This is a genomic window from Rhizobium terricola (genome assembly GCF_012927355.1).
GTDB classification, from domain to species: Bacteria; Pseudomonadota; Alphaproteobacteria; order Rhizobiales; family Rhizobiaceae; genus Allorhizobium; species Allorhizobium terricola.
The window spans coordinates 708,999-735,422 of record NZ_JABBGK010000002.1; the positions used below are offsets into that span (position 1 = coordinate 708,999).

At 63.2% G+C, this 26,424-nt stretch carries 25 protein-coding genes; 13 read left to right on the forward strand and 12 right to left on the reverse strand.

Annotated features, from left to right (window positions below; all coding sequences use genetic code 11):
- Positions 1-98 precede the first annotated feature (98 nt).
- Positions 99-530, forward strand: coding sequence for a YcbK family protein (locus HHL25_RS13210; protein ID WP_169591427.1), 432 nt, complete (start codon positions 99-101; stop codon positions 528-530).
- A gap of 18 nt (positions 531-548) precedes the next feature.
- Here the strand turns inward: HHL25_RS13210 and murJ are convergent, their stop codons facing one another.
- From murJ to mutS, 3 genes are all read right to left on the reverse strand, one after another.
- Positions 549-2,111, reverse strand: a complete 1,563-nt coding sequence (murJ, locus tag HHL25_RS13215) for a murein biosynthesis integral membrane protein MurJ (RefSeq protein ID WP_169591431.1) — start codon at positions 2,109-2,111, stop codon at positions 549-551.
- Positions 2,112-2,113: 2 nt separating this feature from the next.
- Positions 2,114-4,942: a [protein-PII] uridylyltransferase gene (locus HHL25_RS13220; protein ID WP_169591436.1), complete on the reverse strand. Its 2,829-nt coding sequence runs from the start codon at positions 4,940-4,942 to the stop codon at positions 2,114-2,116.
- Between the two features lie 97 nt (positions 4,943-5,039).
- Positions 5,040-7,775, reverse strand: coding sequence for a DNA mismatch repair protein MutS (mutS, locus tag HHL25_RS13225; protein WP_315853075.1), 2,736 nt, complete (start codon positions 7,773-7,775; stop codon positions 5,040-5,042).
- 113 nt (positions 7,776-7,888) lie between these two features.
- Here mutS and HHL25_RS13230 point away from each other — a divergent pair, with 113 nt between their 5' ends.
- Complete coding sequence (locus HHL25_RS13230; RefSeq protein ID WP_169591440.1) at positions 7,889-10,174, forward strand: NADP-dependent malic enzyme; 2,286 nt, start codon at positions 7,889-7,891, stop codon at positions 10,172-10,174.
- Between the two features lie 25 nt (positions 10,175-10,199).
- Here the strand turns inward: HHL25_RS13230 and HHL25_RS13235 are convergent, their stop codons facing one another.
- On the reverse strand, positions 10,200-11,132 hold the full coding sequence (locus HHL25_RS13235; RefSeq protein WP_169591443.1) for a LysR substrate-binding domain-containing protein: 933 nt from the start codon (positions 11,130-11,132) through the stop codon (positions 10,200-10,202).
- Between the two features lie 134 nt (positions 11,133-11,266).
- Between HHL25_RS13235 and HHL25_RS13240 the strand changes: the two genes are divergently transcribed.
- The gene (locus tag HHL25_RS13240) at positions 11,267-11,458 is read left to right on the forward strand and encodes a hypothetical protein (protein ID WP_169591448.1); all 192 of its coding nucleotides are present in this window, start codon (positions 11,267-11,269) and stop codon (positions 11,456-11,458) included.
- A gap of 34 nt (positions 11,459-11,492) precedes the next feature.
- Here the strand turns inward: HHL25_RS13240 and HHL25_RS13245 are convergent, their stop codons facing one another.
- The 6 genes from HHL25_RS13245 to HHL25_RS13270 all read right to left on the reverse strand — a co-directional run bounded on the left by HHL25_RS13245 (position 11,493) and on the right by HHL25_RS13270 (position 15,889).
- The gene (locus HHL25_RS13245; protein WP_169591452.1) at positions 11,493-12,371 is read right to left on the reverse strand and encodes a GNAT family N-acetyltransferase; all 879 of its coding nucleotides are present in this window, start codon (positions 12,369-12,371) and stop codon (positions 11,493-11,495) included.
- A 141-nt stretch (positions 12,372-12,512) separates the two neighbouring features.
- The gene (lspA, locus tag HHL25_RS13250) at positions 12,513-12,995 is read right to left on the reverse strand and encodes a signal peptidase II (RefSeq protein ID WP_390624515.1); all 483 of its coding nucleotides are present in this window, start codon (positions 12,993-12,995) and stop codon (positions 12,513-12,515) included.
- A 5-nt stretch (positions 12,996-13,000) separates the two neighbouring features.
- Positions 13,001-13,861, reverse strand: coding sequence for a TrmH family RNA methyltransferase (locus HHL25_RS13255; protein ID WP_169591460.1), 861 nt, complete (start codon positions 13,859-13,861; stop codon positions 13,001-13,003).
- Positions 13,858-14,985: a class I SAM-dependent methyltransferase gene (locus HHL25_RS13260; RefSeq protein WP_169591464.1), complete on the reverse strand. Its 1,128-nt coding sequence runs from the start codon at positions 14,983-14,985 to the stop codon at positions 13,858-13,860. The genes HHL25_RS13255 and HHL25_RS13260 overlap by 4 nt, the downstream gene beginning before the upstream one ends.
- A gap of 132 nt (positions 14,986-15,117) precedes the next feature.
- The gene (locus HHL25_RS13265) at positions 15,118-15,462 is read right to left on the reverse strand and encodes a DUF1049 domain-containing protein (protein WP_169591468.1); all 345 of its coding nucleotides are present in this window, start codon (positions 15,460-15,462) and stop codon (positions 15,118-15,120) included.
- Between the two features lie 106 nt (positions 15,463-15,568).
- Complete coding sequence (locus HHL25_RS13270) at positions 15,569-15,889, reverse strand: integration host factor subunit beta (RefSeq protein WP_315853078.1); 321 nt, start codon at positions 15,887-15,889, stop codon at positions 15,569-15,571.
- Positions 15,890-16,217: 328 nt separating this feature from the next.
- Here HHL25_RS13270 and lptC point away from each other — a divergent pair, with 328 nt between their 5' ends.
- The 6 genes from lptC (at position 16,218) to ptsN (ending at position 21,360) form a co-directional block, all read left to right on the forward strand.
- Positions 16,218-16,883: an LPS export ABC transporter periplasmic protein LptC gene (gene lptC, locus HHL25_RS13275; RefSeq protein WP_169591472.1), complete on the forward strand. Its 666-nt coding sequence runs from the start codon at positions 16,218-16,220 to the stop codon at positions 16,881-16,883.
- A 14-nt stretch (positions 16,884-16,897) separates the two neighbouring features.
- Positions 16,898-17,458 carry an LptA/OstA family protein gene (locus HHL25_RS13280; protein ID WP_169591477.1) on the forward strand — a complete coding sequence of 187 codons (561 nt, stop codon included), beginning with the start codon at positions 16,898-16,900 and terminating at the stop codon, positions 17,456-17,458.
- Between the two features lie 41 nt (positions 17,459-17,499).
- Positions 17,500-18,288 carry an LPS export ABC transporter ATP-binding protein gene (gene lptB / locus HHL25_RS13285; RefSeq protein WP_169592891.1) on the forward strand — a complete coding sequence of 263 codons (789 nt, stop codon included), beginning with the start codon at positions 17,500-17,502 and terminating at the stop codon, positions 18,286-18,288.
- Positions 18,289-18,440: 152 nt separating this feature from the next.
- On the forward strand, positions 18,441-20,009 hold the full coding sequence (gene rpoN, locus HHL25_RS13290; protein WP_169591482.1) for an RNA polymerase factor sigma-54: 1,569 nt from the start codon (positions 18,441-18,443) through the stop codon (positions 20,007-20,009).
- A 231-nt stretch (positions 20,010-20,240) separates the two neighbouring features.
- Entirely contained in the window at positions 20,241-20,825 is a 585-nt protein-coding gene (gene hpf, locus HHL25_RS13295) for a ribosome hibernation-promoting factor, HPF/YfiA family (RefSeq protein ID WP_169591485.1), read from the forward strand.
- Between the two features lie 70 nt (positions 20,826-20,895).
- Positions 20,896-21,360 carry a PTS IIA-like nitrogen regulatory protein PtsN gene (ptsN, locus tag HHL25_RS13300; protein ID WP_169591489.1) on the forward strand — a complete coding sequence of 155 codons (465 nt, stop codon included), beginning with the start codon at positions 20,896-20,898 and terminating at the stop codon, positions 21,358-21,360.
- An 80-nt stretch (positions 21,361-21,440) separates the two neighbouring features.
- Here ptsN and grpE read toward each other — a convergent pair whose 3' ends face one another.
- Both grpE and hrcA read right to left on the reverse strand, forming a co-directional pair.
- Complete coding sequence (grpE, locus tag HHL25_RS13305; RefSeq protein WP_169591494.1) at positions 21,441-22,055, reverse strand: nucleotide exchange factor GrpE; 615 nt, start codon at positions 22,053-22,055, stop codon at positions 21,441-21,443.
- Between the two features lie 100 nt (positions 22,056-22,155).
- Entirely contained in the window at positions 22,156-23,220 is a 1,065-nt protein-coding gene (hrcA, locus tag HHL25_RS13310; RefSeq protein ID WP_246701797.1) for a heat-inducible transcriptional repressor HrcA, read from the reverse strand.
- 196 nt (positions 23,221-23,416) lie between these two features.
- On the opposite strand from hrcA, the gene rph reads away from it, so the two are divergent.
- Genes rph through hemW form a run of 4 tightly spaced genes read left to right on the forward strand, consistent with a single transcriptional unit; the run spans position 23,417 to position 26,423 of the window.
- A complete protein-coding gene (rph, locus tag HHL25_RS13315; RefSeq protein WP_169591501.1) occupies positions 23,417-24,133 on the forward strand; it encodes a ribonuclease PH in 717 nt (238 codons plus the stop codon).
- 26 nt (positions 24,134-24,159) lie between these two features.
- Positions 24,160-24,576, forward strand: coding sequence for a VOC family protein (locus tag HHL25_RS13320; protein ID WP_169591505.1), 417 nt, complete (start codon positions 24,160-24,162; stop codon positions 24,574-24,576).
- 13 nt (positions 24,577-24,589) lie between these two features.
- The gene (rdgB, locus tag HHL25_RS13325; protein ID WP_169591508.1) at positions 24,590-25,234 is read left to right on the forward strand and encodes an RdgB/HAM1 family non-canonical purine NTP pyrophosphatase; all 645 of its coding nucleotides are present in this window, start codon (positions 24,590-24,592) and stop codon (positions 25,232-25,234) included.
- Positions 25,235-25,241: 7 nt separating this feature from the next.
- On the forward strand, positions 25,242-26,423 hold the full coding sequence (gene hemW / locus HHL25_RS13330; protein ID WP_169591512.1) for a radical SAM family heme chaperone HemW: 1,182 nt from the start codon (positions 25,242-25,244) through the stop codon (positions 26,421-26,423).
- Position 26,424: the final 1 nt, after the last annotated feature.

Sequence of the window (26,424 nt, forward strand, 5' to 3'; positions counted from 1 at the left end):
AGCAAATCTCTCCTTATTGATGTCATTTTTCGAAATGAAATACCCGTCCGCATCCTGTCAGACCTTTCATGACGAACGGTCCTTTTCGGAGGGATATCATGCGCAATACTTTTCGCGTCGCGCTTGCCTGCCTCTTGACGCTAAGCCTCAATGCCACCGTCGACGCCGGTGAACGCAAGAAGGCCCAGATTACAAAGCTGAAATACAATTACACCGCTGCCTACACCCTGCAACGCGTCAGCGTTCGGGCGAGCTGCTTCCCAACAAAACTGCGCATCATACTCGCGCACATTGCAGAACAAACCGGGCGAAGACCGGTCATTACTTCAGGACACCGCCCCCACTCGGGCAGCTCGCAACACACGCGCTGCTATGCAGCGGACATCCGCGTGCCGGGCGTCTCGGAAAAGCGGATCCTCGCCGCGGCAGCGACGGCGCCAGGCATTGGCGGCATCGGGCGCTACTGCAACGGCCTCGTCCATGTGGACATCGGCCCGCGGCGCGCCTGGGCGCATTGCCACAGACGATAAACGTCTTCTGCCGCAGCTTCAGCCCTTGCGCTGCAGGTTCCGCCGCAGCATGCCGAGGCTCGCGCCGCCGATGGCAAAGGCGACACCGAAGTAGATGACCATCGCGACGGCGATCAGGCCGGCGAGCGCGGACATCTGATGGACGAGAGAGGATTCGGGCGTCAGCCAGCCGGACCAGTAGTCCGACAGGTAGGCGAGCGCTACGGCCATGATTGCGGCAGCAACGATCAGGCGCATCGTACGGTGGAACAAGGCCCATTCCCAGGCGAGATGCCCGCGGCGATGAAGGGTCACGAAGAGCAGGACGGTGTTGATCCAGCCGGCCGCCGCCTCGGCGACGGCGATACCGCGCTCGGCCAGCAGCGGAAAGAGCGAGATCGCCAGGAGCGAGTTGATGACCACCGAGACACCGGTGAAACGCATCGGCGTGCGGGTGTCCTCGCGCGCATAGAAGCCCGGCTGCAGCGCCTTGATCATCACAAAGCCGGGAAGGCCGATGCCGTAGATCGCCAGGATCGCGGCGACGACGGCGGTGTTTTGCTCGGAAAAGGCGCCGCGCTCGTAGAGCACGCGGATGATCTCGTCCGACAGCACCCAGAGCGCCGCCGCCGCCGGCAGCGTCAGAAACAGCACGAACTCGATCGAGCGGTTCTGGAGGTTGCCGGCCTCCTTCATGAAGCCGCCCTTGAGGGCACGCGCCAGTTCCGGAAGCAGGACCACGCCCACGGCAACCCCGACCACGCCGAGCGGCAGCTGGTAGATGCGGTCCGCATATTGGAGAGCTGCGATCGCGCCTTCCTTGCCGGAGGCGATCGCCTGACCGATGAGCTGGTTGATCTGCGTGATCCCGCCGGTAACGGCCGCCGGGACGGCGAGGATCAGCAGGCGTTTCACGTTGGGGGTGAAGCGCGGGAACTTGAAGGCGATGCTCATGCCCGCATGGCGAACGCCGGCATAGACGACCGCCATCTGCAGCACGCCCGCGCCGAGCACCGACCAGGAGAGATACCATGCCGTGGCAGCCGGGTCGGCACCGCTGTAGAGCGCCCAGAACAGGGCGCCGATCATCATCACATTGAGGAAGACCGGCGCGATCGCGGCGGCGAAGAAGTGATGCAGCGAGTTCAGCATGCCCGACAGCATCGCGGTCAGCGACATGCACATCAGGTAGGGGAACATGACAGCCGCGAGACGCACCGTCAGCGAGAATTTTTCAGGATCGTTCGAGAAACCGGGCGCGATGACCCATTCGACCAGCAACGGCATGGCGAGCTCCATGGCGATGGTGATCAGCATCAGCACGGAGAAGAGTACGCCGAAGACTTCTTCGGAGAAGCGTTTGGCCCCCTCGACGCCGTTCGCTTCGATTTCCTTGGCGAAAAGCGGAACGAAAGCGGCGTTGAACGCGCCTTCGGCAAACAGGCGGCGGAAGAGGTTCGGGAAGCGGAAGGCCGCATAGAAGACGTCCGCCATCGGACCGGTGCCGAGCGCCGCCGCCATCAAAGTCTCGCGGGCAAAACCGAAGACGCGGCTGCCAAGCGTGGCGCCGCCGACGGTCATGAACTTCTTCACCAATCCCATGGTCAGACCTTGGCCTTCTTCTGCACCGGCACAGCGCGCTGGACCTGCGGCGCGATGATGCCCGACGGCATCCGGTCACGCAGTTCGTCGCTCTGTTCGCCCATCACGCCCTTCAATTGCGCAGCGATGCTGGCCTGGCGGTTTTCGTTGGTGACCTTCTGGCCGACCAGATCGGTGACGTAGAACGTGTCGATGACCTTCTCGCCGAAGGTGGTGATGCGGGCCGAATGGATGTCGAGCGACAGGTCCGACAGCACGGCGGTGATCTCGGCGAGCAGACCGATGCGGTCGAGGCACTCGACCTCGATGACGGTGAACTTGTTGGACAGCGCGTTCGAGATCGTCACATGCGGCTGGACGGGGAAGGTCTTGTTCTTCTTCTTGCCCTTGCTGCGGGTCGCGATCACCTCCGGCAGCCGCTTGCGGCCGGACAGCACGTCCTCGATCATCTTGCCGATCGTCGCGGCACGGCGCATCTCGTCTTCGTCGATCGGGAACTCGCGGTTGACGAGGATCGTGTCGAGGGCGCGGCCATCCGACGTGGTGAAGATCTGCGCGTCGGCAATGTTGGCGCCCGCTGCGGCGCAGGCGCCGGCAATGATCGACAGCAGGCGCGGATGGTCGGGCGACAGAACGGTAATTTCCGTGATGGCATGGAAGGAGTGCGTCCTGACCATGGTCGCCAGCGCCTGGCCTGCCTTGTCTGCCTGCCGGATGAAATGGGTGTGGCGAACCTGATCCTCGAGCGCGACGGAGAGCAGGTACGGCTCGTAGTGGAGCTTGGTATAGGTCTTTTGGTCCTTCTGGCTCCAGTCGCCGAGTGACTTGGTCAGCATCTCGGCCGCATGCTTGGCGCGCTCCTTGCGGGAGACCTCCGAGAAGCCGCCGGAAAGCAGCAGCTCCGTTTCATAGTAGAGCGTGCGCAACAGCTGGCCCTTCCAACCGTTCCACACACCCGGACCGACGGCGCGGATGTCGCAGACCGTCAGCACCAGCAGCATCTTCAGGCGCTCGAGCGACTGCACGGTATCGGCAAAGTCGGTGATCGTCTTGCGGTCGTGAAGATCGCGCGTCTGGGCGACCATTGACATCAGGAGATGCTGCTCGATCAGCCAGGCGACCAGCTCGGTCTGTTTGGCATTGAGCCCGAACCGAGGGCAAAGTTTGCGTGCCACCTTGGCCCCGGCGATCGAATGGTCCTCCTGGCGCCCCTTGGCGACGTCATGGAGCAGCACGGCCACATAGAGAGACTGACGATCCTCGATGCTCGGCATCACCTTGGCGGAGAGCGGATGGATCTCCTCGGACTTGCCCTTCTCGATCTCGGCCAGAACCTCGACGGTGCGGATCAGATGCTCGTCGACGGTATAGTGATGATACATGTTGAACTGCATCATCGAGACGATCTTGCCGAATTCGGGAATGAAACGCCCGAGCACGCCCGCCTCGTTCATCCGCCGGAGCATGAAACCCGGATCCTTGCGGGAGGTGAGAATGGCGAGGAACAGGCGGTTCGCCTCCTCGCTTTCGCGGAAGTCGTTGTCGATCAGCGAGAGCGACCGCGTCACCGCCTTCAGCGCATCGGGATGGAATTCGAGACCGTTCAGGTCCGCAACATGGAACAGGCGCATGATCGAGACCGGATCGCGCTTGAAGATGTCCGGGTCGGCAATCGCGATGCGGCCGCGGTCCTCGATGAATTCCGGCGTTCCGGGGATCTTGCGCGGACGGTTGGCAAAGCGGCCGAGCACGCCCGTCAATCCGGGAGCGGCCTTCGCCTGCTGCTCCTCGAGCGTCGCGCAAAAAATGCGCGTCAGGTCGCCGACGTCCTTGGCGACGAGGAAGTAGTGCTTCATGAAGCGCTCGACTGCCGACAGGCCGGGCCGCGGCTGGTAACCGAGGCTGCGGGCGATCTCCGGCTGGATGTCGAAATAGAGGCGCTCCTCCGGCTTGCCGGTCAGATAGTGCATGTGGCAGCGAACCGCCCAAAGGAAATCGTCTGCCTTCTGGAACAGATGCCATTCATGGCGAGACAGGACGCCGAGACGCACCAGATCGGCAGCATCGCGAATGTGGTACTTGTACTTGGCGATCCAGAACAGCGTCTGCAGGTCGCGCAGACCGCCTTTGCCTTCCTTGACGTTGGGCTCGACCAGATACCGGCTGTCGCCGGCCTTGCGGTGGCGTTCGTCGCGCTCGGCGAGCTTGGCGGCAATGAATTCCGGCGCGGTGCCGTTCGCCACTTCCTGGTCGAAGCGGCGGTCCAGTTCGGTGACAAGCTCTTCCCGGCCGCAGACGAAGCGCGCTTCGAGAATGGCCGTGCGGATCGTCATGTCGCTCTTCGAAAGGCGAATGGATTCGTCGATGGTCCGGGTCGCATGGCCGACCTTGAAGCCAATGTCCCACAGCAGGTAGAGCATGAACTCCACCGCCTTGTGCATGTTGCCGCTGATCTTCGGCGGCATCAGGAACAGCAGGTCGATGTCCGAGCCCGGCGCCAGCGTGCCGCGACCATAGCCACCGACTGCCGCAACCCCGATCTGCCCTGCATTGTCGGGATAGACATGGGTCACGACCAGATTGAAGATCACCGAGATCAACTGGTCCTGGATCCAGGAAATACGGCGCGCGCAGTCGATACCGCTGCCGTCGGCAAAAAGCCGGGTGCGCGCGACTTCCCGTCCGTCGGCACTGGCCTTCTTGAGGATCGGCAGAACGCCGGCGCGGATATCGAGGAGGTGGCCTGCGTGGTTGCGGGCGACTGCCTCGCATTCAGCCTTCAGAGCGGCGACGTCGAGCAGTTCACCGTATTCAATGTCGAGTTTGGCCATTACTGCGGCTTGCTTTCCTGGCTGGCCGGCCGCTTCCGGACCGGAGACGGATGGCGCTATAGCGCCTTTGCGGTACGTTGGACAGGGATATTAGCCGTCAAGACTTGCCAAGTTGTTTCCTCAGATCATAGAGCGCATCGAGCGCCTGACGCGGCGTCATGTCGTCGAGATCGAGGCTTTTCAAGGCCTCCTCGACCTTCGAGGGACCGGATTTCCGCGCCTCTTCGCGGCGCACCGCGACCTGGAAAAGCGGCAAGTCGTCGATCAGCGAGCTTGCCGGATTCTTGCGGTCGGCGTCTTCGAGATGAGAGAGCACATCACGGGCGCGCGACACTACGGAGGCCGGGAGACCCGCAAGGCGCGCCACCTGGATGCCGTAGGAACGGTCGGCGGCACCGGGGCCGACTTCATGGAGGAAGATCACGTCGCCGTCCCATTCCTTGACCCGCATGGTGACGTTGGACAGCCGGTCCAGCTTTTCCGACAGCACGGTCAGTTCATGGAAATGGGTGGCGAACAGTGAACGGCAGCGGTTGACCTCGTGCAGGTGCTCCACGGCCGCCCAGGCGATCGAGAGCCCGTCGAACGTCGCCGTTCCACGGCCGATCTCGTCCAGAATGACGAGGGAACGATCGCCGGCCTGGTTGAGGATCGCCGCCGTCTCGACCATCTCCACCATGAAGGTCGAGCGGCCGCGAGCCAGGTCGTCGGAGGCCCCGACGCGCGAGAAGAGCCGGTCGACGACGCCGATGTGGGCGGAGCCCGCCGGCACGAAGGAACCCATCTGGGCCATGATGGCGATCAGGGCGTTCTGGCGCAGGAAGGTCGACTTACCGCCCATATTGGGGCCGGTCAGAAGCCAGATCGCGCCGTCGGAGCCGCCCTCCGAGGGAGAAAGGTTGCAATCGTTAGCGATGAAGGGGCTCGCCGCCTGGCGGCGAAGTGCCTGCTCGACCACCGGGTGGCGACCGGCGACGATCGAGAACATGCGGCTGTTATCGACCAGCGGGCGGCAATAGCCCTGCTCCTCGGCGAGCGCGGCAAGACCCGCGGCGACATCGATCGCGGCCAGTGCCCGGGCGGCGGCCTTGATCGGCTCGGCGGCGCCGACGACGGCGGCGGTCATGCGGTCGAAGGCCTCCAGTTCGATCGACAGTGCCTGGCCGGCGGCATTTGCTATGCGGCTTTCGAGGTCGGCGAGTTCGGTCGTCGTGAAGCGCATCGCGCTCGCCATGGTCTGGCGGTGGATGAAGCGGGCCTTCGCCGCCTCGCCCTCGGTCATCGTGCCGGAATTGCCGGCCGTCACCTCGATGAAGTAGCCAAGCACGTTGTTGTGCTTGATCTTCAGCGACTTGATGCCGGTCTCTTCGGCATATTGCAGCTGCAGCCCGGCAATCACGCGGCGCGACTGGTCGCGCAGCGCGCGCACCTCGTCGAGCTCCGGTACAGCGCCTTCGCGCAGGAAACCGCCGTCGCGCTTGAGGAGCGGCAGGTCGTCGGCCAGCATCGCGGCCAGGAGTTCCCCGAGTTCGCGCGGGAGGGTGGCGATGTCGGAAAGGGCATCCGAAAGCTCTGCGGGAAGCGGGATCGAAGCCAGGAGGCGGCCGACCTCGTGCGCGGCCGACAGGCCGTGCAATATGGCACCGAGATCGCGCGGCCCGCCGCGGTCGAGGGCAAGGCGGGACAGCGCACGCGGCATGTCCGGCACCCGCTTCAACGCATCACGCAGGCCGTCGGCGAGCGACGGCTCCGAGAGCATCAGGGCAACCGCATCCTGCCTGAGCCCAATGGCGTCCGGGTCGGTCAGCGGGGACATCAGCCGTTCGGCGAGAAGACGGGCGCCTCCCCCCGTCACGGTGCGGTCGATCGCCTTCAGGAGCGAACCGTTGCGATCACCCGACAACGTCTTCACAAGCTCGAGATTGGCGCGGGTCGCCGGATCGATGAAGAGGGTCGAGGCGGCGCTCTGCCGCTCCGGAAGCCCGAGGGGCGGGCGCTCGGAGATCTGGGTCTTTTCGACATAGGCGACCGCTGCGGCCGCCGCCGCCGTCTCGGCGCGCGAAAAGCTGCCAAAGCCGTCGAGGGTTCCCACGCCGAAATAGCGAGCGATGCGACCCTCTGCTGTCGCGCTGTCAAACAGGACGGCCGGCTGGGGCACCACGACGCGGCCGAGGACATCGAAGGCCGGCTTCAGTTCCGGATCGAAGAACAGCGTGTCGGCGACGATGAGTTCGCGCGGCTCGATCCGCAGAATGTCGGCGAGGAGCCGCGTCTCGTTCGTCTCGGCCAGGCGGAAGACGCCGGTGGAGATGTCGATCCAGGCGAGCGCCATCTGCGGCGTCGAACCGCCGCGGATACGGGAGAGCGCCATCAGGTAGTTGGACTCGGAGGGGGATAGCAGCTTCTCCTCCGTCAGCGTGCCGGGGGTGACGAGGCGCACGACGTCGCGCTTAACCACCGACTTGGAGCCGCGTTTCTTGGCTTCTGCAGGATCCTCGACCTGCTCGCAGACAGCGACGCGGAAGCCGAGCGAGATCAGCTTCTGCAGGTAGTCGTCGGCCGCATGGACCGGCACGCCGCACATGGGAATATCGAGACCGAGGTGCTGCCCACGCTTGGTAAGTGTGATGCCCAGCGCACGCGATGCCTCCACCGCATCCTCGAAGAACAGTTCGTAGAAGTCGCCCATCCGGTAGAACAGCAGGCTGCCCGGATTGTTGGCCTTGATTTCGATATACTGTTCCATCATCGGGGTCGCGGAAGCGCGACTTTCCTCCGAGGCAAGCTCGGCGGCGTTCAGGACCTCGTTCGTGGGGGTGCTGTTGATCGTCACTGTCTAAAGTTTTCTTGAAAAAGAAGTCGTGCAACACTAACGACCTTGGCCAAGCAAAAACAACCACCAAGGACAGCCATGGGAAGGCTGCCCACAACAAGCTTCGAGGGAACATGGCAAGCAGGGATCGCAACGAACGCAGCAAGACGTCCGTCACGGAACAGGAAGCGCTCGATTTTCACGCACAGGGTCGTCCGGGCAAACTGGAGATCACGCCGACGAAGGCGATGGCGACACAGCGCGACCTTTCGCTCGCCTATTCGCCCGGCGTCGCCGTGCCCGTGAAGGCGATCGCCGCGGATCCCGCAACGGCCTACGATTACACCACGCGTGGCAACATGGTCGCCGTCATCTCGAACGGCACGGCAATCCTCGGCCTCGGCAATCTTGGTGCGCTGGCCTCCAAGCCGGTGATGGAGGGCAAGTCCGTTCTCTTCAAGCGCTTTGCCGACGTGGATTCGATCGACCTTGAGGTCGACACCGAGAATGTCGAGGAATTCATCAACTGCGTGCGCTATCTCGGCCCCTCCTTCGGCGGCATCAACCTCGAGGACATCAAGGCGCCCGACTGCTTCATCATCGAACAGCGGCTGCGCGAGATCATGGACATCCCGGTCTTCCATGACGACCAGCACGGTACCGCGATCATCGCCGCCGCCGGCCTGATCAACGCACTGGAACTGACCGGGCGCGACTTCAAGACGACGAAGCTCGTCTGCAACGGCGCGGGCGCGGCGGCGATCGCCTGCATCGAGCTGATCAAGGCGATGGGCTTCAATCCGGCCAACATCATTCTCTGCGACACCAAGGGCGTGATCTACCAGGGCCGATCCGAGGGCATGAACCAGTGGAAGTCGGCGCATGCGGTCAAGACCGACAGACGGACGCTGACGGAGGCCATGGCAGGCGCCGACGTGGTGCTCGGCCTGTCGCAGAAGGGGGCGTTTTCCGCGGACATGATCCGCTCGATGGCACCCAATCCGATCATCTTCGCCATGGCGAACCCCGATCCGGAAATCACGCCGGAAGAGGTCGCCGAGATCCGCGACGACGCCATCATGGCAACCGGCCGGTCGGACTATCCGAACCAGGTCAACAACGTGCTCGGCTTTCCCTACATCTTCCGCGGCGCGCTCGATGTCCGCGCCTCGCAGATCAACGACGCGATGAAGATCGCCGCCGTCCGGGCGCTGGCGAGCCTCGCGCGCGAGGATGTGCCGGACGACGTCGCTGCCGCCTACCAGGGCAATCGTCCGCGCTTCGGCGCCCAGTACATCATTCCGGTTCCCTTCGACCCGCGGCTGATCTCCGCCATTCCGGTCGCGGTCGCCAAGGCGGCCATGGAGACGGGCGTCGCGCGCAAGGCGATCGACGATCTCGACGCCTACGCCCGGGAGCTTTCGGCCCGCCGCGACCCGATCGCCGCGACCACGCAGCGCCTCTACGAGCGGGTCCGCAGCCAGCCGAAACGCGTCGTCTTTGCCGAAGGCGAGGAGGAACAGGTGATGCGTGCGGCGATCTCGTTTGCCAACCAGGGGCTCGGCACGGCCATCCTGCTCGGCCGTGATGCGCCGCTCAAGGAGACGGCCGAACGCGCCGGCATCGACCTCGACCGTCCGGGCATCGAAGTGGTCAATGCCCGCGTCTCGACCCGGGTCGAGGCCTATACCGAATATCTCTACTCGCGCCTGCAGCGCAAAGGCTACCTGCTGCGCGACTGCCAGCGCCTCGTCAACACGGACCGCAACCACTTCGCCGCCTGCATGGTGGCGCTCGGCGACGCGGACGCGATGGTGACCGGCACGACCCGCAATTATTCGACGGCGCTTGAGGATGTCCGCCGTTGCATCGACCCGCAGCCCGGCCACCGGGTGATCGGCGTATCGCTCGCGCTGACACGTGGCCGCACCGTGCTGGTCGCCGACACGGCGGTCCACGACATGCCGACGGCGGAAGAGCTTGCCGACATCGCCGAAGAGGCCGCGGGGCTTGCCCATCGCCTCGGCTACGAGCCGAGGGTGGCGCTTCTCGCCTATTCGACCTTCGGCCACCCCACGGGCGAACGCTCCGAGCGCCTGCGCGAAGCGGTGAAGATCCTCGACAAGCGCCGCGTTGACTTCGAATATGACGGGGAAATGGGCGCCGACGTCGCCCTCAACGCCCACCGCATGGAGCAGTATCCGTTCTGCCGCCTGTCGGGTACGGCAAACGTGCTCGTCATGCCCGCCATCCACTCAGCGTCGATCTCGACCAAGATGCTTCAGGAACTTGGCGGCTCGACCGTGATCGGCCCGCTTCTCGTCGGTCTCGAGAAGTCGGTGCAGATTGCCCAGATCGGGGCAAAGGACACCGACATCGTCAACATGGCGGCCATTGCCGCCTACAATGCCGGGACCTGAACCGAACCGGCGCCCCGTCAACCGGTCAACCGGGCGGCGGGGCGACCTTTCCGCCAATCACCTCTTCCAGGGCCACCATGTCGCGATCCAGTTCCTCGCGGATCCAGGCCTTGAAGGCATCGACCTTGGCGTTTTTCCGGGCACCCTCCGCCGTGACGAGATAGTGACCGTCTCCGGTGCGGACCCATGGACCGAAGGGGACCGTCAACTGTCCCGCGCGGATGGCATGCGACGCGATGATCTGCCAGGCCAGCATGACGCCCTGCCCCGAGATCGCGGAATCGAGGCAGAGGGACGCCTCGTTGAAGACATGGCGCGTGTTGACGGCGCGGCCTGAAAGCCCGGCGGCGTCCAGCCACAGATCCCAGCTGAACATCGCATGTCCGTCGATGATCACAGGCAGGGCCAGCAGCGCCTTGCGGCTCGACAGAGGTTCGGCGAGGGCCGGCGCGCAAACCGGGAAGATCCGCTGCTCCAGCAAGAGTTCCGCCTGCGTTCCCGGCCATTGCCCCTTGCCGACACGGATACAGAGATCGACGTCGGACGTTGCCGGATCGACCAGACGGGTCGATGCGTCGAGCCTCAGGCTGATCTCCGGATGGCGTTCGGAAAAGGCGCCGAGCCGATAGACCAACCACCGCGCGGCGAAGACGGGCGCGACAGAAATCGTCAGCACGTCGTCATTGCGGTGATGGGCGGAAGCGACCGCGCCAGACAAGAGACGGAAAGCCTCCGCAAGCCGGGGCAGGATCTGCACCCCGGCATCCGTCGGCACCATGCCCTTCGGCTGGCGGTCGAAGAGCTTGTGGCGCAACTGCTGCTCGGCCTTGATCACCTGCTGGCTGACCGCACCCACCGAGACGCCCATCTCCTCGGCCGCCGCCGGCAAGGAACCAAGGCGCCCGACGGCTTCCACGGCACGAAGTCCATTCAGATGAACCAGATTGAGGTTTTTCATATAGTTTTTCTATAGCCATCAATTGCAGAACTCAATTGTGGGGGCGAACTTCCAGGCGCATAGATACTCAGGATCCAAAATAGCAGCACTCGTACGCCGAGGCTTCGCCGGACCAACCAGCTGGAGAATGCGCCATGCTGAAGTTTTTCTCTATTAGTAGATTTTCCGGGCGCCTGTTTTCGGATGCGACGCGCGACTGGTCGCGCGACCCGCTATCCCATCCGGCGATTTCCGCCATGGACCAGCGAAGGCTGGCGGACCTGCCGCTCATGCCTGAACGCGCAGGTGAAAATATCACTGAAAACCGAAGAAAACCCGCCGCGTGAAAACAGCGGCGGGCGAGGCGCTGGAAGCGTCGGATCAGCTCGCGAAACGGCCGGCGTCGGCGCCGTAGTAGTTGCGGTAGCGATCGGAGATGCTGGAAATCGGCAGCACGATCAACACATCGGTGGTGTTGAAGGCATGATCGACGACGGCGCCTTCACCGACCATGGCGCCGAGCCGCAGATAGCCCTTGATCAGGGGCGGCATGGCCGACAACGCCTTGCGAGGATTGACCGCCTCGACCGGCATCAGGTCCATTTCGCGATAGAGTTCCGGCAACGCCTTCACCGCCCACTCCCCGCGTGCGACCGCGTTGTGGTGAAGGAAGGAGAGCGCCAGGGCATGCTCCTCCGGACGAATGCCCGGGAAGGAACCGCAACCGAACATCGCGTCGGCGCGATGCATCAGCGCATAGGCCCAGCATCCCTGCCACAGCAGTTCAACGGTGCGCTTGGTCCGGTATTCCGGCAGTACGCAGGAGCGGCCGAGTTCCATGAAACGCTTGCCCGGATGGCGGGCCATCAGTTCGTTGACGGCGAATTCGGACGCGGAATAGAAGCCGCCATGGGCGCGAGCCACTTCATGGCGCAGCAGTCGGTAGGTGCCGACGATCTGGTCTTCCGCGTCGCCCTCGAGGGAGCGGTCAACGACAAGCAAGTGGTCGCAAACCGCGTCCCAGGCATCGACGTCACGCTTGCGGCGCGCGGCATCCGGCGCGATCTGCGCGTTCATCTCCTCGACGAACACACGATAGCGGACGGCCTGTGCGGCATCGATTTCACGATCGTTGCGGGCAAGCCGGGTCTCCAGGTTGCCGATGCGCCCCAGAAGCCCCTCGGTCGAGCCGACAGCCTCCGTAGCGGACGTCGCGCCACCATCAACCAGGGACCCACGATCCAAAAGTTCAATGCTCATAGCGACTCGTCCGAATTGCGTTTCAAGGCCTTTAAACACGTCGTTGCGACAACAAGGTGACAGACAGACGACATCTCCACGAAGAAGAACCTCCATCCAATCTGTGCCGCCGGCGCCGTCTGACGCCTGATTTGCGACATTTTAGGCCTTCGACCGGCGATGCGCCAGTATCTCGTCCAAAAGAATAAGGCCCGCTCCAACGGTTATGAAGCTGTCGGCAAGATTGAACACGGCAAAAGACCAAGTGCGGGTGTAGAATAAGATGTAGTCGACGACATGGCTATAGACGAACCGGTCGATGATGTTGCCGAGCGCACCGGCGATGATCATCGCGAAGCCGAGATGGGCGATATGGTGCCCGTCGCCTGTCCGGCGCCACAGCCACAGAACGAAGGCGACGATCGCAACCCGAAGGGCGACGATGAACCATCCGTCGGCATCCGACAGCATCGAGAAGGCCACACCGAGATTGTGGGTGCGGTAAAGGGCCAACATCGGCATCACCGGCACCAGTTCGTGCATCGGCAGATAGACCTCGACCGCCAGCTTGATGACCTGATCGAGCATGAGCGCGACCAGAATGAAGATTGCCGCCGGAAGCGGCCGACTGAAGGGCGCGAGCATGTCGTTCATTGCGGCTTGTCAAGCACGAGGAGATGGCGGCGCACCTCGAACAGCATGACCCCTGTCGCCACGGCGAGATTGAGCGAGTCCGCCCTGCCGGTCTGCGGAATGCGGGCAAGAGAGTCGGCCGCTGCGGCAAGGTCATCGGGAAGACCGGACTGCTCGTTGCCCATCATGAGCACGACCGGCTTGCTGCGATAATCGATGGTCCGGTAGTCGACGGCGCCTGCCAGATGCGTTGCGACGAGGCGGACTCCGCAATCCTTCTTCCAGCGCAGGAAGTCGGCCGGCGTCGTCTTGACCAGAGGCACGGCGAACAGCGATCCCATGGTCGCCCGCACCGTCTCCAGCGAAAACGGATCGGTGCAGTCGCCGACGAGAATGACGCCCGAGGCGCCAGCGGCGTCGGCGGTGCGGATGATGGTTCCGAGATTACCCGGGTCGCGTACGCGGTCGAGCGCCACCCAGGTCTCCGTCCCGGACGGGCGAACTTCCTTCAATGCCGCCCAGCGCTGCTCGAAGATGCCCGCCACCATCTGCGGGTTTTCTCGCCGGGTGATCGACGACATCACCTTTTCGCTGACTTCGAGAACCAGGCCGCCGGACGCGATCGTCCGGGCCGCGACCTTCTCGACCATGGGCTTGCCCTTGGCCGCCTTCGCATAGACCAGCGTTCGGATCGTCCAACCGAGGTCGAGCGCATCGATCACCAGCTTCAGGCCCTCTGCCATGAAGCTCTTCGTTTCGTCGCGCGCCTTCTTCAGCGTCAGCGCCTTGATGTCCTTGATGATCGGGTTGGCAAGGCTGGTGATTTCCTTGACCTGCCCGACGCGGCGGGCGCCTTCGTGTCTGTAGTCGTCGGTCATTTCGGCACCCAGCGGCTGAAAAGGGAGGTGGAGAGCGCACGCCCCGGCGTCTTTCCGTCCAGGCCTGCCTCACGGATCACCAGTTCACCGGATTCGACCGTGCCGCCCTTGCCGCGCATCGTTTCGCGCATGAGCTCGTGGATCGAGTAGAAGCTCGCCCGGATCGAATAGGCCGTCAGCACAAGGCCGAGCGCCTTCGGCGCCAGAAGTTCGCGGCAGATGTCGAGCATCAGCGGGAGATGGTCGAAGAGCTGCCAGACCTCGCCGTTCGGGCCACGCCCGAATTTCGGAGGGTCGGTCAGGATGATGTCGTAGCGGTGGCCGCGACGCTCCTCGCGCTGGATGAACTTCATGGCGTCGTCGCAGATCCAGCGGATCGGCGCCTTGTCGAGACGGCTCAGCGTCTGGTTCTCGCGAGCCCAGCCGATGGCCTTCTTGGACGCGTCGACATGGGTGACCTCGGCGCCGGCTGCAGCCGCGACAAGCGAGGCGACACCGGTGTAACCGAAGAGGTTCAGCACCTTCAACGGTCGATTCGCGGTCTCGATCCGCTCTTTCATCCAGCTCCAGTGGGCGATCTGTTCGGGGAACACGCCGACATGGCGAAAAGCGGTGAAACGGCCATGGAAATCAATGCCGAGCAGCGACAGCGGCCAGGTCTCGCCGAGTGCCTCGCGCGGGAACCGCCAACGGCCCATGCCGTCCTCGTCCGTGTCGCCGGTGAAGATCGCGTCCGCCCGTTCCCAGACATGCGCCGGAAGGGCGCGCGGCCAGAGCGCCTGGGCCTCGGGGCGCACGATCCGGTAGGGACCGTATTGCTCGAGCTTCAGCCCTTCGCCACTGTCGATCAGGTGAAAATCGCCGGCTCCATGGGACTCGAGGATCACCGGAACGCGCTCGGCCGGGCGCTCGCCACTGCGGATCGTAAGCGTGCGCGCGGGTTCTGCCGCAGCATCGCCTTTGGTGTCCGCGGGGCTCGCGGCTTCGGCGGCCCTCACCGAACGGGGTGCGGCATCGCCATGACGGTCATTGCGCGGTTTGAAGGACCCGGCCTTTTCCGCGTTCCGTGCACCACCCTTCGGCCCACCGGGCTTTCCGGCTTTTCCGGCGGATGCCTTCTGCATCGGCCGGCGTTCCTTGTTCTTCACGCTAGATCCCGCTTTTCCGTCCTGAAATGAGAGCGAAACGCCATAGCATCCCGGGGCGGGGCGGGAAAGCGCTTTCGAATCTTGAGGTGAGTGGACCCTGCGGCCCGGTTACTTCGCCGGAATCTGCGGCAGGCCACGGCCGGCAATTTCCTCGGCGCGGGTCTTGTGGCGATCGGCCTCCGCCTGCCAGCGCACCGCCGCACGCGATTCCGCGCGGGCCTTCTTGCGATACTTGCCCTGCGCGAGCCAGGTCACCGCCGAGCCCAGCAGCAATCCGACGATCACGGCAAGGAAAAGAAAGACGAAGAAGGGCGCTGTCACGGACAGGACGGCATCGTCGGGCCTGAAGGGATTGAGAGCCAGGGTCACGGCCTGACGATTGGCGACCGAGAGCACGATCAGAACGATCGCCAGGGGCACGAGGACGACCAGGGCGATAATTTTCTTGACCATAGCGAACTCACTCCTCACGTAGCCTTGCCGCTGAGACTGTTCACCCGCGGCAGGCTGCCATTCCAATTAAGCACCTTCCGCCGCCTTTCAAGCGCCGGACCGGGGCTCAATCATCGCCTTCGTCGGCCATTCCCGGATTGAGACGCTCGCGCAGCTCCTTACCGGTCTTGAAGAAGGGCACCCATTTCTCCTCGACGAACACCGTCTCGCCGGTCCGCGGATTGCGACCAGAGCGCGACGGGCGATTCTTGACCGAGAATGCCCCGAAACCACGCAACTCCACGCGATTGCCGGCAGCAAGGGCGTCGGTGATCTCATCCAGAACGGCGTTGACGATATTTTCGACGTCGCGATGGTAGAGGTGCGGATTACGCGCCGCGACAATCTGCACCAGTTCCGACTTGATCACGCGCGCCCCCTGAAAAATTTGAATGAAACCCTGAACGGCCCAAAGGTGCCAAACCGAAAAAGGACCGTCAAGGAACAACTTAACGGGTCCGTACGGCCCGAGCGACCGTCCGTAAAACACCACAATGCGCCGCGATAATCAACCGTCGTGGTCGCGTTGCGACAACTGGCACGCAAGCCGTGGCGGCAATTGGTCTCCGTGGCCGCCTCTTGAAAGCGGCCGGCTGGCCATCCCTTGAATTCGCGCGCGCAGTTTTCATATTGGCAAGCGAATGCAATAATGCGAAATGACGCTCGAAATCCACCCAAAGCGTTTCCGGGCGGGCGAACCCGAACAGGCCTCACGCATGTCGAACCCTGTCAATGAAAGTGCGACGACTGCCGGCCGCCTGCCGGCCGGCGACGCCTATCGCCTAGCCGTCAACCACTCCCAGCGGGTCAAGCGCCTCAAGATCCTGCTGCCGATCGGTGCCTTCATTGTTTCGCTCGCCTTCATCGGCGTCTCCGTGGTGCGGGCCTACCTGCCGGAGAACCTGAAGATCGCCTCGGCCAAGATCGAGAATGGCAAGGTGGTGATGGAAAAGCCGGCGATCGCCGGCCGAAACGAAGACGGCATCAGCTATTCGATGCGCGCCGAACGCGCACTGCAGGACATCAAGAACCCGAACATCATCGCGCTTGAGACGATCGCCGCTGCGGTGCCGCTGAATGACAAGATCATTGCCAAGGTCCAGGCGCTCAGCGGCATCTTCGACCGCTCGGCCGACCTGCTCAACATGGACCAACCCTTCACCATCAAACTCTCGACCGGCATCGACGCCAGCTTCCAGTCGGCCAATCTCGACATCAAGGGCGGGAGCATGGCCACCGACAAGCCCGTCGCCATCAAGGCGAACGAGGCGTCCATTGTTGCGCAGTCGCTCAAGATAACGGATAAGGGACGCATCATTACTTTTCAGGGTGCGGTTCGGGTAAACGTCGAGCCGTCCGCAATTCGCAAAACGGGCAACTGAGAGCCGGGCCAGTCATGATTTTCAAATGTCGCACACCGCAATTGCTGGCAGGCCTTATGCTCGCCACCGGCCTCGCCGCTGTAGGCTTCGCACCGGCTGCCCTTGCCCAGTCGACCAAGAGCAACATGGACAATCTGAAGCTGTCGAACGACAAGCCGATCCAGATTGAGAGCGACTCGCTCGAAATTCGCGAACAGGACAAGACCGCCCTGTTTTCCGGCAATGTGAAAGTCGTGCAGGGAACGACCACGCTGCAATCCGGCAAGATGGTCGTCCACTACCGCGGCGAAGGCACGACGGTGACGAACGGCAATGCCGACATCGAGAAGATCGACGTCACCGAGAAGGTCTTCCTTTCGTCCGGCACGCAGCAGGCAACCGCCGACAAGGGCACCTTCAATCTCGACACGCAGATCTTCGTGCTCGAGGGCGACCGTGTCGTGCTGTCCGAAGGGCAGAATGTCTTCGTCGGCTGCAAGCTGACGGTCCGCATGGATTCCGGCGAGGCCAAGCTCGACAGCTGCGGTGGGCGTGTTCAGATCCAGCTCGATCCCAAGTCCCAGAAAAAACCGTAAGCAGCACCGGCCACATCGTGAAGATTCCCGTCGTATCAGACCTGCTCGGCTCGGACCGCGCACGACAAACGAAGCCTGAAGAGCAGCGCCTCGACAAGGCGCGATACGAAGGCACGTTGATCGCCCATGGCTTGACCAAGAGCTACAACACGAGACGCGTGGTGAACGGCGTTTCGCTGGTCGTGCGCCGCGGCGAGGCCGTCGGACTGCTCGGCCCGAACGGCGCGGGCAAGACGACGTGCTTTTACATGATCACCGGCCTCGTTCCGGTGGATGCCGGGACGATCGCGATCAACGGCAATGAAGTGACGGCCATGCCGATGTATCGCCGCGCCCGCCTCGGCGTCGGCTATCTTCCCCAGGAAGCGTCGATCTTTCGCGGCCTGACCGTCGAGGAGAACATCCGCGCCGTCCTCGAAGTGCACCAGAGCGACCGCAAGAAGCGCGAAGCCAAACTGGACGAGTTGCTGCACGAGTTCCATATCGAGAGGCTGCGCAAGTCGCCGGCCGTGGCCCTGTCCGGCGGTGAACGCCGGCGCCTCGAAATCGCCCGCGCGCTCGCGACCGATCCCACCTTCATGCTGCTCGACGAACCGTTCGCGGGCGTCGATCCGATCTCGGTCTCGGATATCCAGAACCTCGTCCGCCACCTGACGGCCCGCGGCATCGGAGTCCTGATCACCGACCACAATGTGCGCGAAACGCTCGGCCTGATCGACCGGGCCTACATCATCCATGCGGGCGAAGTACTGACGCATGGACGGGCGAACGACATCGTCAACAATGCCGATGTGCGCCGGCTTTATCTGGGCGACAAGTTCAGCCTCTGACGGCGCGACAGAAGAAATTCGTCGTCATCCTATGGTTCGGCTTGACCAAACCTCTCAAAAAAGCAATTTTTGGGCCAAGTGGAGTTCAACGAGGTATCCGGCGATCATTCGCGGGAGATTTCGGGGGAATATAGGGGAGTTTCGCGTCCGCCATGGCTTTGTCGGCCAACCTATTCCTACGCCAGAACCAGTCACTGGTCATGACACCGCAACTGATGCAATCCATCCAGTTGCTGCAGATGACCCATCTCGAACTGATCCATTTCATCTCGCAGGAAGTCGAAAAGAACCCGCTGCTCGAAATGGCATCCGACGACGGCGATGGCCTCGGCGAGGCGCAGAACGGTGCTGCGGACGCCGCTTCCGCCTCCCCATCCGACAATTCCGCGGCAGACGACACTTCGGGTACAGGCAGTTCGCTCGACAGCGACTGGTACGAGTCCGGGCATGAGAGCGGTCTGAATGACCGTCTCGACGCCAATTTCGACAGCGCCTTCGCCGATGAAGGCAGCGCAACTCGCGCCGATGCGCCGGAGCTGCTCGGGCAATGGAAATCCATGCCGGGCAGCGGCTCGGAAAATGGCGAGGGCTACGACCTCGATGATTTCGTCGCCGGCCAGGTCAGCCTTCGAGACTACCTGAACCAGCAGATACCGTTTGCGATCGCCCGGCCGGGAGATCGCGTGATCGCCGCGGTCCTGACCGACAATCTCGACGAAGCCGGCTACATGCGCGGCGACATCGAGGAAATCGCCGCCAGACTGGGTGAGGACGTTGCCCGTGTCAGCGCCGTGCTCGATACGCTCCAGGCCCTCGACCCTCCCGGTATCTTTGCCCGTTCTTTGAGCGAATGCCTGTCAATACAGCTGCGCCAGCGCAACCGCCTTGATCCGGCGATGCAGGCGCTGGTCGACAATCTGGAACTGCTCGCCAAGCGCGACTTCAATACGCTGAAGCGGCTTTGCGGCGTCGACGAGGAAGACCTCATCGACATGCTCGCGGAGATCCGCAAGCTCAATCCGAAGCCCGGCAGCGGCTTCGAGACCAGCATTCTCGAATCGGTCATTCCCGACATCGTCGTGCGCACGGCGCCGGACGGCGGCTGGCGCGTCGAGCTCAATCCCGACGCCCTGCCCCGGGTGCTCGTCAACCAGAGCTATGTCACCGCGGTGGGCAAGGGCGGCAAGACCTCCAACGCCGACCAGGCGTTCCTCTCGGAATGCCTGCAGAACGCCAACTGGCTGACCCGTAGCCTCGACCAGCGGGCCAAGACGATCGTCAAGGTGGCGATGGAGATCGTTCGCCAGCAGGACGGCTTTCTGCAGCACGGCGTCGATCACCTCCGCCCGCTCAACCTGAAGACCGTCGCGGACGCCATCAAGATGCACGAGTCGACCGTCAGCCGGGTGACGTCGAACAAATACATGCTGACGCCGCGCGGCCTTTTCGAACTCAAATACTTCTTCAGCGTCTCGATCGGCTCTGCCGAAGGGGGCGACAACCACTCGGCCGAAGCGGTGCGTCATCGTATCCGCACGATGATCGCCCAGGAGAGCCCGGACGCCGTCCTGTCGGATGACGACATCGTCCACACCCTGAAGTCGGGGGGGGTCGACCTGGCGCGGCGAACGGTCGCAAAGTACCGGGAGGCGATGAATATCCCCTCCTCCGTTCAGCGTCGTCGCGAGAAGCGGGCACAGGCCAAGGCGACTGCCGTCTAGGCTGCGGGAAGGCCTGCAGCACAAGGCATAAGTTAAGAAGTCGTTGACTTTTGCAGGTGGCAGGTCTAGAAGCCCGCCGCGATCGATACAGGTTCACATTCGTTCCACCTTATCCCCAAGATACGCCGGGCACGCAGGAAACGGACCGACATTAGCGCTTGAAAAGCTTGGATGCGGACAGGGCTTGGCGTAAACTGGTTTGCGCAAACCAATGATAAGAAGGGAAACTCCATGAGTGTGCGTGTATCCGGCAAACATATGGAAATCGGCGAATCCTTCCGGCAACGGATCGGTGAGCGGATCGATGAGGCGGTTACGAAGTACTTCGACGGGGGGTATTCGGGCCAAATCACCGTAACGAAGTCGGCGGCCGCCGCAGCCCAGTTTGTGGCGGACTGCCTCGTTCATCTGGACGCTGGCGCCAACCTGCAGGCTACCGGCTCCGCCAACGACCCGCAGATTGCCTTCGACATGGCTGCGGACCGGATCGAAAAGCGCCTTCGCCGCTACAAGAGGAAGCTCAAGGATCATCATCCCGCAGGCCAGAACGGCACTCCGATCGAAATTGCCTACACGGTCATGGATACGGCATCCGAAGACCATGAGGAGCTTCCCGAAGACTACGCACCGACCATCGTTGCCGAGAGCACCAAGCAGCTCCGGACCATGTCGGTGGCCAATGCGGTCATGGCGCTCGACATGACCGACGAGCCGGTCCTTTTGTTCCGCAGCCCGGGCAAGGCAGAGCTCAACATCGTCTACCGTCGTAACGACGGCAATATCGGATGGATCGATTCCGCCAACCTCAAGGGCTGAGACGCCCCAAGGCAGGTGGCGGTCCGCCGCCATCTGCTTCACACTTCTCGGCGGCATGAAGGATTATGAAATGGCCTTGGCAGATTTGCTGCAACAAGACGCGGTCGTTCCCGCCCTTCGGGTAAATTCCAAGAAACAATTGCTCCAGGAGCTGGCGGTCAAGGCCTCAAAGCTCACCGGGATTCCCGAACGGGAAATCTTCGACGTCATCCTGCAGCGCGAGCGGCTCGGCTCGACCGGTGTCGGCAACGGCATCGCGATCCCGCACGGCAAGCTCAATCGCATCCACGCCATCACGGGCATCTTCGCCCGGCTCGAAACGCCGGTCGACTTCGAGGCCCTCGACGACCAGCCGGTCGACCTGGTCTTCCTGCTGCTTGCGCCGGAAGGCGCCGGGGCCGACCACCTGAAGGCGCTTTCGCGCATTGCCCGCGTGCTGCGCGACCAGGAACTGGTGGCGAAGCTCAGGGCAACGGATTCGGCCTCCGCCATCTATGCCTTCCTCAACGAGGAACAGGCTTCCAACGCCGCCTGAGAGCTGAAAGCGCCCAGACCAGATATAAAAAAAGCGCCGATCACGGCGCTTTTTTCGTTTTCGAAGTTAGGGCTTGAGGATCAGGCGTTCTTCTCGCCTTGAGCCTCGCCGTTCGTCTCCCCCTTGGGACCGCCCTTGGCGACGCCGACCATGGCCGGGCGAAGGACGCGGTCGCCGATGGCATAACCGGCCTGGACCACCTGGACCACCGTGTTGTTCGGCACGTTCGGATTGGGAACCTCGAACATCGCCTGGTGGAAATTCGGATCGAACTTCTGGCCTTCCGCGTCGATCTTGCGCACGCCGTGGCGCTCGAGCGTCGACAGCATGCCGCGCTCGGTCATCTCCACGCCTTCGACAAGGGCGGATATTCCGGCATCGGCGGCCGCGCGCAGCTCCTCCGGCAGCGTTTCCAGCGCACGGCGCAGATTGTCGGAAACACCAAGCATGTCACGGGCGAAGCCGGTGACGGCATAGGTCTTGGCGTCCTTCAGCTCACGCTCCGTGCGGCGGCGCAGGTTGTCCATCTCCGCAGCGAGACGCAGGAAGCGATCGCGCAGTTCCGCATTCTCGGCCTTCAGCGCCTCGATCGGATCGACTGCGGCTTCGGTGCCGGCGTTTTCAGCTTCCTGAGCCGCATCGGCCATGGTTTCCGCTGCTGCGTCAGGTCCGGTGTTGTTTGCTTCGTCGGTCATGACGTCCTCCGAGTGACGATTTATGGATTTCGTGCCCGATATCAGGGTTTAACGTGGAAAAATCAAGGCTTGGGCAAAAGAAGGATGATCAGGGGACCGCTCAGAGACCTGACCGCGACAACCTGGCCATGAGTTGGGCCGTATAGTCGACCATCGGCACGATGCGGGAATAGTTGAGCCGCGTCGGCCCGATAACGCCGACTGCACCGACGATGCGATCCTCACCGTCGCGATAGGGTGCCACGATCAACGAAGAGCCCGACAGCGAAAAGAGCTTGTTTTCCGAACCGATGAAGATCCGCACCCCCGGACCGCTCTCGGCGAGATTGAGGATCTCGATCAGGCTCTCCTTGCGTTCGAGATCATCGAACAGCAGGCGCAGGCGATCGATGTCCTCGGAGCCGGCGAGCCCCTCGAGCAGATTGGCGCGGCCGCGGACGATGAGCCGTGTCGGCTTTTCCTCGTCGAGGCCGCCGGACCATACGGCAAGTCCGCGCTCGACGAGATCCTGGGACAACGCGTCGAGTTCGCCGGCAACCTGCTGCCGAAGCTTGACGAGTTGGGTGCGCAATTCGGCGAGCGTCTGGCCGGTCATGTTCGCATTGAGGAAGTTCGCTGCCTCGGTCAACTGCGACGCGGTGATCCCGGCCGGGAGGTCGATGATACGGTTCTCGACCTGGTTATGCTCCCCGACGAGCACGGCGAGCGCCTTCGTAGGCTCCAACCGAATGAATTCGACGTGTTTCAGCACCGGATCATTCTTGGATGAGATCACCAGCCCCGCTCCCTTGGAAAGGCCGGACAGCATGCGACTCGCCTCGGTCAACAGGCTTTCCATGGGCTGGGCCGGCCCCGGCGGCCGGATCTGCCGCTCGATGCTGCCACGTTCTTCCTCGGAGAGGTCACCGATCTGCATGAAGGCATCGACGAAGAAACGCAGGCCCTGCTGCGTCGGCAGCCGGCCAGCGCTGACATGTGGCGCATAGATAAGGCCCAGATCCTCGAGATCTGCCATCACATTGCGAACAGAGGCGGGCGAAAGCGACATCGGCAGCAGGCGCGACAGGTTGCGGGACCCCAACGGATCTCCGGAATCCAGATAGGTCTCGACGATGCGGCGGAACACTTCCCTGGATCGGTCATCCAGTGAATTGGCCACGTCCATGGACGGTGACTTCGGTAAACCCATTAGCCGCACGAGATCTGTTGGTCTGTCATTGCCCTGAAATATAGTGGCTCCGCTCCCAATCACCAACGGGAAAATCGGGGCTTCACAGCTGCCGCCGCTACGCAGCATGGTTTTTCTTTGCAAATCCCCCATGCGGACCGTAGAAGGCGTCTATCGATCCTAGGAGTGGGCAATGCGGCCATCAGGCAGAAAAACCGACCAAATGCGCAAGGTTTCTTTCGAGCGCAATTTTTCCAAGCACGCGGAGGGTTCCTGCCTCGTCAAATTCGGCGACACCCATGTGCTGTGCACCGCCAGCCTTGAGGAGAAGACGCCGCCGTGGCTGCGCAACAGCGGCAAGGGATGGGTGACCGCCGAATACGGCATGCTGCCGCGGGCAACCGGCGACCGCATGAAGCGTGAAGCTGCAGCCGGCAAGCAGGGTGGCCGCACCCAGGAAATCCAGCGCCTCATCGGCCGTTCGCTGAGGGCCATCGTCGATCTCGAAGCGCTCGGCGAACGCCAGATCACCATCGACTGCGACGTGATTCAGGCCGACGGTGGCACGCGTACCGCCTCGATCACCGGCGCCTGGGTCGCTCTTCACGACTGCCTCAAGTGGATGGAAGCGCGCAACATGGTCAAGGTGGAGAAGGTCCTCAAGGACCATGTCGCCGCCATCTCCTGCGGCATCTTCGCCAACCAGCCGGTCATCGACCTCGACTACCTTGAGGATTCCGCCGCCGAGACCGACGCAAACTTCGTCATGACCGGTACGGGCGCCATCGTCGAGGTGCAGGGCACCGCCGAAGGCGTTCCCTTCTCCGAGGAAGAATTCCTGACGCTGATGCGGCTTGCCCGCGGCGGCATCGGCGAACTCGTCCAGATGCAGAAGCAGGCACTTCTCTAAACGGGAAAACCAGAGGAACGGGAGCAGTGACACACCCCTTGGAAGGCATCCTGGAGACGGCGCTCTACGCGGGCGATCTCGATGCCGCGGAGGCCTTCTATGGTGGTGTGCTCGGCCTGGAGAAAGTGACCCGCCACGGCAACCGGCATCTCTTCTATCGCTGCGGCGCGGGGATCCTGCTGATCTTCAATCCGGCGGAGACGACAAAACCCGTCGCGGCCGGCGCATTGCCGGTTCCAAGCCATGGCGCAACGGGAGCAGGTCATGCCTGCTTCCGGGTCCGTGGCGAGGAAATCGACGCCGTGGTCCTGCGTCTGCAGAGAGCCGGTGTGACAATCGAATCCGATTTCCGCTGGCCGAACGGAGCGCGCTCCATCTATTTTCGCGATCCGGCCGGCAACAGCCTGGAATGCGCCGAGCCCAGGCTCTGGAACCTCGAATAGGATTTGACCGCATATGCGCAAGCTCGATACCCGCACCATCGTCGTGGCCAGCCACAATGCCGGCAAGATCGCCGAGATCGCCGATCTGATCGGTCCCTTCGGCTTTTCGGCCAAGAGTGCCGCGGAACTGAAGTTCGACGAGCCGGACGAAACCGGAACGACCTTCGAGGAAAATGCCGCGATCAAGGCGCTCGCCTCGGCGAAGGCCTCCGGCCTTCCTGCACTCTCCGACGATTCCGGCCTGGTGATCGACGCGCTGGACGGCGCGCCTGGGGTCTACACGGCCAACTGGGCCCAGCGGGAAGACGGCAGCCGCGACTTCGCGATGGCCATGGAAAAGGTCGAAAAGGCGCTCGCCGAGCGTGGTGCGACGACCGCTGCACAGCGCACCGGACGTTTCGTCAGCGTGCTCTGCCTTGCCTGGCCCGATGGGCACACCGAGTTTTTCCGCGGCGAGATCGAAGGCCAGGTCGTCTGGCCGCCGCGCGGGACATCCGGCTTCGGCTACGATCCCGTGTTCCAGCCGGAAGGATACGAGACCACCTTCGGCGAGATGACCGCGGACCAGAAACACGGATGGAAGCCCGGCGACGCCGAGGCGCTTTCGCACCGCGCCCGCGCCTTCAAGCTTTTCGTCGAAACCTGCCTGGAGGCCTGAGGCGCCGATGTCCGAAGCCACGCCGCTTCTTCTCCCCGATACCGGCGAGCCGGGCTTCGGCATTTATGTGCACTGGCCATTCTGTGCGGCCAAGTGCCCCTATTGCGACTTCAACAGCCATGTCCGCCACCAGCCGGTCGACCAGCCGCGCTTCGTCGCGTCCTTCCTGCGCGAGATGGCGGAGATGCGGCGGCTCAGCGGCTCGAAGACGGTCACCAGCATCTTCCTCGGCGGCGGAACGCCGTCCCTGATGGATCCCGAGACCGTCGGGGCGATCCTCAACGGGATCGCCCGCCACTGGCACGTGCCGGACGGCATCGAAATCACCATGGAGGCCAATCCCTCCAGCGTCGAGGCGACGCGCTTCCGCGGCTACCGCGCCGCCGGCGTGAACCGCGCTTCGCTTGGGGTGCAGGCCCTCAACGACCCGGACCTCAAGTTCCTCGGACGCCTTCACGACGTCGAGGATGCGCTGAAGGCGATCCGCCTGGCACGCGAGATCTTCCCTCGCATGTCCTTCGACCTGATTTACGCCCGGCCGCACCAGACGGTGGAAGCCTGGGAGAAGGAACTCAAAGAAGCGATCTCCTACGCGGTCGATCATCTCTCGCTCTACCAGCTGACGATCGAGGAAGGCACCGCCTTCTACGGCCTGCACAAGGCCGGCAAGTTCGTCGTGCCGGACGAGGAACAGGCCGCACTTCTCTATGAGGCGACCCAGGAGATCACCGCGCGCGAAGGCCTTCCGGCCTATGAGGTTTCCAACCATGCCCGGCCGGGCGCCGAAAGCCGCCATAACCTCACCTACTGGCGCTATGGCGACTATGCGGGCATCGGCCCCGGAGCCCATGGCCGGCTGACGCGCGGTCGCGACAAGCTGGCAACCGCCACCGAACGCAATCCCGAAGCCTGGCTCACCGCAGTCGAACGCGACGGCCACGGCATGGTCGAACAGGAACTGCTCGGACTGGACGAGCAGGCCGACGAACTCCTGCTGATGGGGCTGAGATTGCGCGAAGGTGTCGACCTGGCCCGCTGGCAGCAGCTTTCCGGCCGCGATCCCGATCCGGCGCGCGAGCAGACTTTACTGGAACACGGCTTCATCGAACGCCTCGGCAATTCACGCCTTCGCTGCACGCCCAAGGGCATGCTGGTGCTCGATGCCGTGGTTGCCGATCTCGCCTGCTGAG